Consider the following 8,875-nt stretch of genomic DNA (forward strand, 5'->3'; position numbering starts at 1 on the left):
TAACGGCTGGGGGTTGATAAAGTGCAGGCGGTTGGAACCTCGTCATCGTCCCACGATGAGAAAGCTGGATTGAAACGAATGAGTTTCCTAATCCGCTGATAGCCTGCATTTTATTAACCCCTTGTTAGGGGCTGTTAATGTTTATTACATTCATCAATTAACCTAAACACTAAACTTGAGTTTTCTCCAAGTTTCACTGCTTTTTGTAAGTATTTTAAAGCTTTCTTCTTATTTCCCATTGCAATATAAATTTCAGCTTTTGTGACATATCCATTTCCATATTTTGGTTCAATCTTAATAGCTTGATCTATGTCCTCTAAAGCTTTTTCAAAATTCTTCATATTCAAATATACATCAGCTCTATTGTTATATAGTATATATTCATTTGGATTCTCGGGAATAAGTTTATTGTATGTTGATAAAGCAAGCTCAAGTTCTCCTTTTGCTTTCCTAATGTTTGTTAGATTAGTTATAGCCTGAAAATCTTTGGGATTTAATCCAATCACTTTCAACAAGTCATTCTCAGCTCCTAATGTATCTTTAAGGTTTGCTTTAGTAACTGATCTATTAATTAACAAATCCCTATCATTCGGTTTAATTTCTAGAGCTAAATTATAATCATCTAGCGATCCTTCGAAATCATTCATTTGTCTTTTAAGTGATGCTCTATTTGACAAAACCAAAGGGGAACTATTTCGTAGGTTGAATGCCTTATTATAAGAATCCATTGCTTCTTGAAATTTACCTTGTCTTCTTTGAGCTGTCCCTAAGTTTGAATACAATAAATAAAGATCTCCAAAATTTTCATCAACTAAATTAATTGATGCTAAGAAGTATTCTTCAGCACATTTATAATCTTTCTTACTGAAGCATTCAGATGCTTTTTGTTGATAATCATCAAGTGATTGTGCTGTCAAGATGTTAGAGATACAAACTAAAGAAATTAATAGTGTGAGAAATTTTTTCATGATTTTCATTATTATTTAATAAGAAATAGTTTTAAAAATACTAAATATCTCATATATAGATGTGTGGAATATCTCAGATGCTGGATTCAAGGGCCTAGCGCAACAAATCTAAAAATTCCGATTTGTTGCGCTAGGTTATTGAATTCTGGTTTTTCGTCTAAAATGTACGCTAACGGTGGGGGGTGTATAAAGTGCTGGATCTTGAAACATCGTCTTCGTCCAAAAGTGTGATGTTAGATTGGAACGAAAAGTAACTTAATCCGCTAGAAACCAGCATTTTGTACACCCCGTGTTGTATGCAGGCTTTTATTAGTCTTAATTCATCTGTCTATATTCTTGGGGTGTCATTCCTGTTTTAATTTTAAACAGTCGACTAAAATAATGCGGATAATTAAATCCCAAAGTGTAGGCAATTTCACTCACTGAGTCTGATTCACTAATTAGGAGTGTTTTTGCTTTCTCAATAATGAAATTATTAATTTGATCTTTAGCTGTGTAACCCGTTTCCTTTTTTAATAAATCGCTCAGGTAGTTAGAAGAAAGGAATACTTTTTCGGCAAAGTAGTCAATAGATGGAGTTCCACGTTCAGTAAAATATCCTTTTGCGTAGTATTCTTTTAGTAATGATTGAAACTGGCTTACTATGTCAGAATTCTTTGCTGAACGAGTATTGAATTGACGTTCGTAAAAACGTTGTGACAAATTCAGGAGCAACTCTAAGGATGACGAAATAACTGTTTGGCTATGATTGTCGATACGCTCAGAAATTTCATTCTTGATAATATTAACGCAATCATTGATAGTTTTTTGTTCTGAATCTGACAGATGCAAGGCCTCATGGACATCGTACGAGAAGAAATGATAGCTGTCAATTGTTTTACCTAACGGAGTATTTCGAATTAAATCGGGATGAAAGTTTATTACCCAACCCTTAATTTCATTTTTCTTTTGTGCTTTTCCTACTGCTTGTATTTGGTTGGGCGCAGTAAAGTACATAACACCTTCGTTAAAATCATAAGCGTTACGACCATATTGTAACCCGCAGCTTTTATCTTTTAATCCAATATTATACAAACTGCTGGTGAGCTTCACTCCAATTTGTTCTTCCGGAATCTCAAGTTGTGAAACATAAATAATGCTGATAAGTGGATGAGTTGGCTTGTCAAACCCAATTAACTCGTGCAAATGGCTTATCGATTTTATATGAAAAATATCATCTGACATAGCTATGAAATTTAAACATTTTTTTCACAAAACTTAGTCATCACCCATTTTATAAGAAATGATGATGACTAAATAAAGTTTAAAATATTTTTAGCCCAATTACTTAATTTGTGACATAAGTATTTTGTCAAACATTCTGTCGCTCAAATACTTTCTCATAAACATTAGCGGTTTTGCATATGCTCAGGCAACATATCTTGTTTTTGGTTTCTTACTATGAACCGCTTTATCTATCAAATTGGTAATGACACTTGGTTTTGAAAGGTTGCCCTTATCAGCCATTTCCCTGCTTGAGTTAACTACCTTTTTTAAAGAATCAGCATAAGGTCCATTTTCCAGATTGCCCTGTAGATTTTGAATAAATACATCCGTGAATTCGGTTTTAATACCACCCGGCTCAATAATCACAACATTTACATTGAAGGGTGATAATTCCACTCTCAGGCAATCGCTCCATCCTTCCAGTGCGTGTTTAGTTGCATGATACCATGCACCAAATGGGGTGTACATTTTACCTCCCATTGAAGAAATGTTGATAATAGTACCCGATCTCCTTTCGCGCATACCAGGAATAATTTTTTGAGTTATGCTCGCTAACCCAAACAAATTAACTTCAAATTGCCTTCTCGCAGTGTCAATTGACGCTTCTTCTACAGAACCATATATTGCGTAGCCCGCATTATTTATTAAAACATCCACTTTACCCTGCTCTTTTAGAACTTGATTAACTGCTTTTTGGATTTGCTCTTCGTTAGTAACATCCATTTCGATAGTTTTTCCGCCAGCCTTAACGATGTCAACCATCTTTTCAGTTCTTCTGGCTAATCCGTAAACAATATGTCCTTTTTTCAAAAGATACAAAGCAAAATCTTTTCCCATTCCAGATGATGCGCCTGTAACAATAATTACCTTTTTCATTTGATTTAGTTTTTTTAAATTTGTACCGAATTAATTATGGTACAAAAGTATATCTGGACGAACCCTGTAGCTAACACAAAAAAAGGAAGGTAAAACACATTTTACTGATTAGATATATTCAAGGGAATTCTCTCTTTTAAGCTTGCATACAACGGCTGGGGGTGTGGCTAGTGTGGGGGAGCGAGCGACGATTTCGTCCCCGACGAAATCGTACAGAACGTGCTAAACCGTTCCGAGAACCCATTAAAACCCCACATTAGCTACAACCCATGTTGTGCACTGTTGCTTAATCTTTGATTTCTTTAATACATACTATTTGTCGTGGTTCACCCCGATAATTCCTTTTCCAAAAAACTAAAGAATCCACTGTCAATTTTTTGATAGTAATTATATCAAGATTACTTTCCAAACTATCTAGAAATATTCTGTTATTTAATTTATTAAACTTCCATTTTCCATTCTTCTTATTCTTAATATCGAATTCATAAGTCCCATTTTCAAGGAAATGATATTTTGGCACAATATATACAAACTCATATTTCCCCTTATTAATTCTAATCTGTAAAGAGTCATTTGTGCTAATCCATTTAGAATTTATTAATAATTCTTTGTCAAAACTCTTTTCCTCTATTATTTCTTTACATTTAATTGTATCACCACTTCCATTAATAAATTCAAAATATTCAAAGTTTTCATTACATATTAACTCAAAAGTATCTATGTTTTGTTCGAGTTCTTCTAAAACTAAATATTCTTTATTGGATTTTTTATAATAGTTCCAGTTTCCTTGCATTTGTATAATGGTTGAGTCATACATAGCCTCGCTAACAAGTCTATTATTGTCCAAGAATTCAAAAATGCTATAATCGCAACTTATTTTTCTAAATTCTTCCAAGTTGCAAATATTTATTATTTCGTAAGTTCGATTTTCAAAGTTGTCTTTCTTATTCGATAAACTCGAACAGGAAATTAAAATCGAAGCAAATAGTATGTAAACTGGTTTCTTCATAGCAATTGTGCACAACGGTGGGGGGGTGTAAAAAGTGCTGGATCTTGGAACATCGTCATCGTCCCGACGAGACGAAGCTGGATTGGAACGAAAAGTGACTTAATCCGCTAGAAACCAGCATTTTGTACTCCCTTTGTTACCACACGTTTTTTAATTTTCGATAATTGTCTTTAAATTTTCTGCATTAAACATCGAAACGGGAGAAATTACAACTTCATCAAGTGGAATATTTTCACCATATCTTTCTTTCATAATTGTTTTAACCAATTCATTGCTTAAATCGAATTCAGAAAGTTTTTGCAGTTCACCAATCTCAATTCCTGTCGCTTCCTTATACATTTTCCAGACTAATTCTGAACAGTACATCTTTTCGTCTGACCATTCAAAATGAATATCGTAATTTTTTCCTTTATATTTTTCACCAGCTTTCATTAACTTCTCAAGTGATTCTGAAGTTAAAACTTCATTTGCTTTCTTCAATCTTTTCACAACGAAATGCTTTTCTTCACCACGATTAATCCAATCTATCAATGGGGTTAACTTCACTGGTTGAACTGCTTCATAAACAAACAATTTTCCTTCTCTTTTATAAATAATCCCCATATGGCTATATTTCGAATTTGTTGCAGCTTGAATTGCTATACTTTGTCTTGATTTCGAAGTCTGGAAAATGATATCACCATTTTCTAATTCGTTATAGAGAAATTCATTTTCTAGAAGAACTTTCTCATTCTTAAAGATTTTTTCAAAATGAAAATAATCTACTCCAAGATAACCTATGATTATCAAAGATGAGAATGTTATCGCTATAATTATCTGTTTTTTCATCGTCATAAAATGTGTGGTAACGGCTGGGGTTTGATAAAGTGCAGGCGGTTGGAACATCGTCATCGTCCCACGATGAGAAAGCTGGATTGAAACGGTAAAGTTTCCTAATCCGCTGATAGCCTGCATTTTATTAAACCCTTGTTACCACACGTTTTTTATTCCTAGTTTATTAATTGTTTCAAAGTATGTTTTTATTGCTTTTTCATCGTCGTCATAAAAGTCTTCCCAAAATGAATATCTAGTTGGTTTGTATTTGGTTTTAGTCCATTCAAAGGGTTCAATAATAATTTCAGCATCCTTATTTTCACTTTTTTGATATAAATCTGAAATTGTATTCAAATCTATGTCAAATAATTCCATTGGTACAAATCCAGATGGACTGAAATCATTTTCTCTGTCAACGTAGTTCACATAAGATGAATGGTTTTTATTTTTTAAATTAAGTCTAATAAAAATAAACTCATATTGCCTTCCAACTTCAACTTCCCAATCTCTAATGCTAATTCCATCATAGTCAAGCGCAGTATTCTTTATACACATTCCTTTAATCGCTTTTTCTCTTTTTCTAAATTCATTTTCAAATTCCTCTATTATTTCTTGATTTAAAAAAGATTTTATCTGTTTTTTCAGAAGTTGAATAGTTGTCTCTTTAAAATTCAAACTAATTAATTCTAAATAAATTTCTTTTCCTAATAATAATTCCATTTTTTCAGAGTCTTGATTGTAAAACCAATTCTCAAAAGAATTAATAGTTTTTCCTTCCCAAATATATTCTATTAGAAATTGTTTAATGTCTTCCATTTCAGTGTCTTGTCAAAATGTGTGGTAACGGCTGGGGGTTGATAAAGTGCAGGCGGTTGGAACATCGTCATCGTCCCACGATGAGAAAGCTGGATTGAAACGATAGAGTTTCCTAATCCGCTGATAGCCTGCATTTTATTAAACCCTTGTTAGCATTTGTTATTTAATTTTTAATGATTTATAAGTCACTTTGTAAGATTCTATTCACATACGGGTCTTTTGTTTTTAAATATTCAATAGTGTATGGATTACTTTTTAATAATATTTTTTCTTCCAAACTCAAATTAACATTTAGTTCTGGGCTATCATGAAATATGTCTTTATAATTTTGAATATTGGTTATATCTAAAACTGGTGCTATTCTATAATTGAGTTTAGAATTTGGCAATTTGTAATTCTTCGGGTCAGTACCAAAACCTAAAATTCTGCCTGTAGGTTGTCCAACAGAAATTAACTTTTCGGAATAATAACATGCGCTAACTAAGCTTCCAGCTGCTGAAAATATGGACTTGTCATATAGAACGTATATATTGCCTGTATAATTGATATTTTCTCTTTCTCCAACACCAATATTTCTTTCCACAGTTTTGTAAACTAAACCTAATTCCGGCATTCTTGGATATTCTTTAAGTTCTTTATCATTGTCAACAAAATAATTTGTATACGCATAATCTGCTTCTATTTTTAAATTTAATGGTGAAATCGCATCTAAAACATCTTCCCAGTCATAGTCTGAACCACCTGGATTTTGCCTTATGTCAATTAATACTTTTTTAATTGTTTTATCTGCATATTTTTGTATTTCGTTCGCATAATAAACACCGTTTACCATTTTCGGCATCCTAATGTATAGAATTTGCTTTTCAGCCCAATACCAAACAAATCCACTTTCCACTGTAGTAATTTTTTTTGGCGAAAAACCAATATTTAATTTTACAGGAATTGTTATTATTTCATCTTTTACATTAAAAGTTAATTCGACAATTGTATCTGATGCTATATTTTGTTGTAAAAATGTTTCCGAATAAAAATAATCATTTTCAAAATCCCACGATAAAGAACGTTTTTTATCAATATTATTTCGAATATAAATGTTTGGAAATAAATGGTTTACTTTTATTAATTCAGTTTTTTCAGGTATGTTAAATTCTTTATATTTATAATCTTCACTAACATAATATCTTCCTTTGTGATAAACTAATTTTGGTAAATTATTTGATGTAACGATAACCGAATTAAAAAGTAATTCATACTTAGCTATTGATGCACAAAACTCTAAACTTTCTCCATTACTCAAATGTTCAAATGGATTTAACGACGTAAGACTTGTATGTCCATCTTGACAACTAATTAAGGTTCTGTATAGAATTAGAGCAAATGTATCAACAGAATTGCATTTTTCAAGCTCTTCCTTTAAATTCTGAAAAAGAGTTTGGTAATTTATGTTACAGACACTTTCTCGTATTTTTAAATGAGGACTAATTTCAACTAAGTTATTAATTAAACTATCAAAGTCCGAATGCATTCTTTTTTTTTCAAGCTTCTGAAATTCTTGTTTACCTGCATATTGATAAAATTCATTTCTTTTTAAATCAAATAAGTCTATGAGTTTTTTCCACTCTTCTAAGTCATGATACTTATAGAATTCCGAAAACCATACTAATACAAATTCCTTATCTAAATATCCACTATTAACCATTTTAAATAAATGCTCAAAAGTTTTTTCATTATTATCTGCATATGCCCAAGATGATGCAGCATTTAGATGAGTTCCTGACCAATCTTTGCCAGCGTCAATACTTGCTTCAAATAATAATGCAGCTTCTTTATATTTATCTTCATTAAACTTGTCCCAAGCTACTTCATATAAACTATCAGCAAGGTTTTGTGCGAGAATATTTGATGTGAATAGAGATAGTATAATTAACAATACAATTTTAAAGTTCATTTTTTCAAAATTAAATAATTAATGCTAACGGCTGGGGGTTGATAAAGTGCAGGCGGTTGGAACATCGTCATCGTCCCACGAGACGACGCTGGATTGAAACGGTAAAGTTTCCTAATCCGCTGATAGCCTGCATTTTATTAAACCCTTGTTACAGGCTGGCTTTTTATTCTTTCGATAAATATTCTTCTATTTCTATCCTAAGTTTTGGTAAGTGAATTGAAACTATCCCCCATATAACAACATCATCCACTTTGTCATATCCGTGAATAACCCAATTTCTTGTATCAACTATTTGTCTAGCATTTTCAATTTGAATTTCGGGTGCAATTTTCATTATTCGATTCATTGCCTCGCCGATAATCTCAATTTCTCTTTCAATACCTCTTCTAAGCAATTTATTGTTCTGATATTCATAGAAATCTCTTTTCTCCCCGAGAAAGTCAAATATGGAATCTATGGATGTTTTAATATCAAAAAGGTATTTCTTTACTTCACGCTTCATAAATCAGTTGTTTTGATTCATTAATGCTTTCAATAAAATAGGGATTTGAAAGTGTTCTTTCAGTTACGATGTCAATTTCTCTATTAAATAGTTCTCTAAGTTTATAATGAAGTGTGAAATAATTCTTTGTATATTCATCAACAGTTAAATTGTCTGAAAATGAGATAAGAAAATCGATATCACTATCATCTCGAAATCTATCTGATACAACAGAGCCGAAGGCATAGATGCTCTTAATGCTAAGTGCTTGACAAATAGCAATCAATTCTTTCTTTCGTTTTTCTAATAATTGTTGCATCGTATTTTTTTTTCAAAGATACAAAATCTTCAGATTGAAGTCCAATTTTTTCAATCAAGCTTGCCTGTAACGGCTGTGGGTTGATAAAGTGCAGGCGGTTGGAACATCGTCATCGTCCCACGATGAGAAAGCTGGATTGAAACGGTAAAGTTGCCTAATCCGCTGATAGCCTGCATTTTATTAAACCCTTGTTGTGTGTAGTGCTTATTTTCTTTTTTTAAAAATTGCTATCAGTATAATATTTGCTAAAATTCTTGCAATCGTAATTGCTATTAACCAAGTGCTATTTTTCGTTCTTGTTTCTATTCTATCATAATCTATAATTTCAAATTCTATTTTTTCATTCTCGTCTATCGTTGAGTTATAAAATTCTACGCTG

9 protein-coding genes and 1 pseudogene are annotated in these 8,875 nt (G+C 32.0%); all 10 read right to left on the minus strand.

Annotated features, from left to right (window positions below):
• Positions 1 to 134: 134 nt before the first annotated feature.
• The 10 genes and pseudogenes from HPY60_10650 to HPY60_10695 all read right to left on the minus strand — a co-directional run bounded on the left by HPY60_10650 (position 135) and on the right by HPY60_10695 (position 8,496).
• On the minus strand, positions 135 to 977 hold the full coding sequence (locus HPY60_10650; protein ID NPV51636.1) for a tetratricopeptide repeat protein: 843 nt from the start codon (positions 975 to 977) through the stop codon (positions 135 to 137).
• 306 nt (positions 978 to 1,283) lie between these two features.
• Positions 1,284 to 2,192, minus strand: coding sequence for an AraC family transcriptional regulator (locus HPY60_10655; protein NPV51637.1), 909 nt, complete (start codon positions 2,190 to 2,192; stop codon positions 1,284 to 1,286).
• Between the two features lie 99 nt (positions 2,193 to 2,291).
• A pseudogene (locus tag HPY60_10660) lies at positions 2,292 to 3,110 on the minus strand (SDR family NAD(P)-dependent oxidoreductase).
• Between the two features lie 286 nt (positions 3,111 to 3,396).
• Positions 3,397 to 4,119 carry a hypothetical protein gene (locus tag HPY60_10665; protein NPV51638.1) on the minus strand — a complete coding sequence of 241 codons (723 nt, stop codon included), beginning with the start codon at positions 4,117 to 4,119 and terminating at the stop codon, positions 3,397 to 3,399.
• A 150-nt stretch (positions 4,120 to 4,269) separates the two neighbouring features.
• Positions 4,270 to 4,947: a YiiX family permuted papain-like enzyme gene (locus tag HPY60_10670; protein NPV51639.1), complete on the minus strand. Its 678-nt coding sequence runs from the start codon at positions 4,945 to 4,947 to the stop codon at positions 4,270 to 4,272.
• Between the two features lie 141 nt (positions 4,948 to 5,088).
• The gene (locus tag HPY60_10675; protein NPV51640.1) at positions 5,089 to 5,748 is read right to left on the minus strand and encodes a hypothetical protein; all 660 of its coding nucleotides are present in this window, start codon (positions 5,746 to 5,748) and stop codon (positions 5,089 to 5,091) included.
• Positions 5,724 to 5,882 (minus strand): hypothetical protein, encoded by a 159-nt coding sequence (locus HPY60_10680; GenBank protein NPV51641.1) that lies wholly within the window; start codon positions 5,880 to 5,882, stop codon positions 5,724 to 5,726. The genes HPY60_10675 and HPY60_10680 overlap by 25 nt, the downstream gene beginning before the upstream one ends.
• Before the next feature lie 44 nt (positions 5,883 to 5,926).
• Positions 5,927 to 7,696 (minus strand): hypothetical protein, encoded by a 1,770-nt coding sequence (locus tag HPY60_10685; GenBank protein NPV51642.1) that lies wholly within the window; start codon positions 7,694 to 7,696, stop codon positions 5,927 to 5,929.
• Positions 7,697 to 7,859: 163 nt separating this feature from the next.
• Positions 7,860 to 8,198: a DUF86 domain-containing protein gene (locus tag HPY60_10690; GenBank protein NPV51643.1), complete on the minus strand. Its 339-nt coding sequence runs from the start codon at positions 8,196 to 8,198 to the stop codon at positions 7,860 to 7,862.
• On the minus strand, positions 8,188 to 8,496 hold the full coding sequence (locus HPY60_10695) for a nucleotidyltransferase domain-containing protein (GenBank protein ID NPV51644.1): 309 nt from the start codon (positions 8,494 to 8,496) through the stop codon (positions 8,188 to 8,190). Before HPY60_10695 ends, HPY60_10690 begins: the two co-directional genes overlap by 11 nt.
• Positions 8,497 to 8,875 lie beyond the last annotated feature (379 nt).

This window comes from Methanofastidiosum sp. (assembly GCA_013178285.1).
GTDB lineage: Archaea > Methanobacteriota_B > Thermococci > Methanofastidiosales > Methanofastidiosaceae > Methanofastidiosum.

Coding starts and splice junctions, on each gene's coding strand:
- HPY60_10650 (NPV51636.1), bottom strand. CDS start 977: ATGAAAATCATGAAAAAATTTCTCACACTATTAATTTCTTTAGTTTGT.
- HPY60_10655 (NPV51637.1), bottom strand. CDS start 2,192: ATGTCAGATGATATTTTTCATATAAAATCGATAAGCCATTTGCACGAG.
- HPY60_10665 (NPV51638.1), bottom strand. CDS start 4,119: ATGAAGAAACCAGTTTACATACTATTTGCTTCGATTTTAATTTCCTGT.
- HPY60_10670 (NPV51639.1), bottom strand. CDS start 4,947: ATGAAAAAACAGATAATTATAGCGATAACATTCTCATCTTTGATAATC.
- HPY60_10675 (NPV51640.1), bottom strand. CDS start 5,748: ATGGAAGACATTAAACAATTTCTAATAGAATATATTTGGGAAGGAAAA.
- HPY60_10680 (NPV51641.1), bottom strand. CDS start 5,882: ATGCAGGCTATCAGCGGATTAGGAAACTCTATCGTTTCAATCCAGCTT.
- HPY60_10685 (NPV51642.1), bottom strand. CDS start 7,696: ATGAACTTTAAAATTGTATTGTTAATTATACTATCTCTATTCACATCA.
- HPY60_10690 (NPV51643.1), bottom strand. CDS start 8,198: ATGAAGCGTGAAGTAAAGAAATACCTTTTTGATATTAAAACATCCATA.
- HPY60_10695 (NPV51644.1), bottom strand. CDS start 8,496: ATGCAACAATTATTAGAAAAACGAAAGAAAGAATTGATTGCTATTTGT.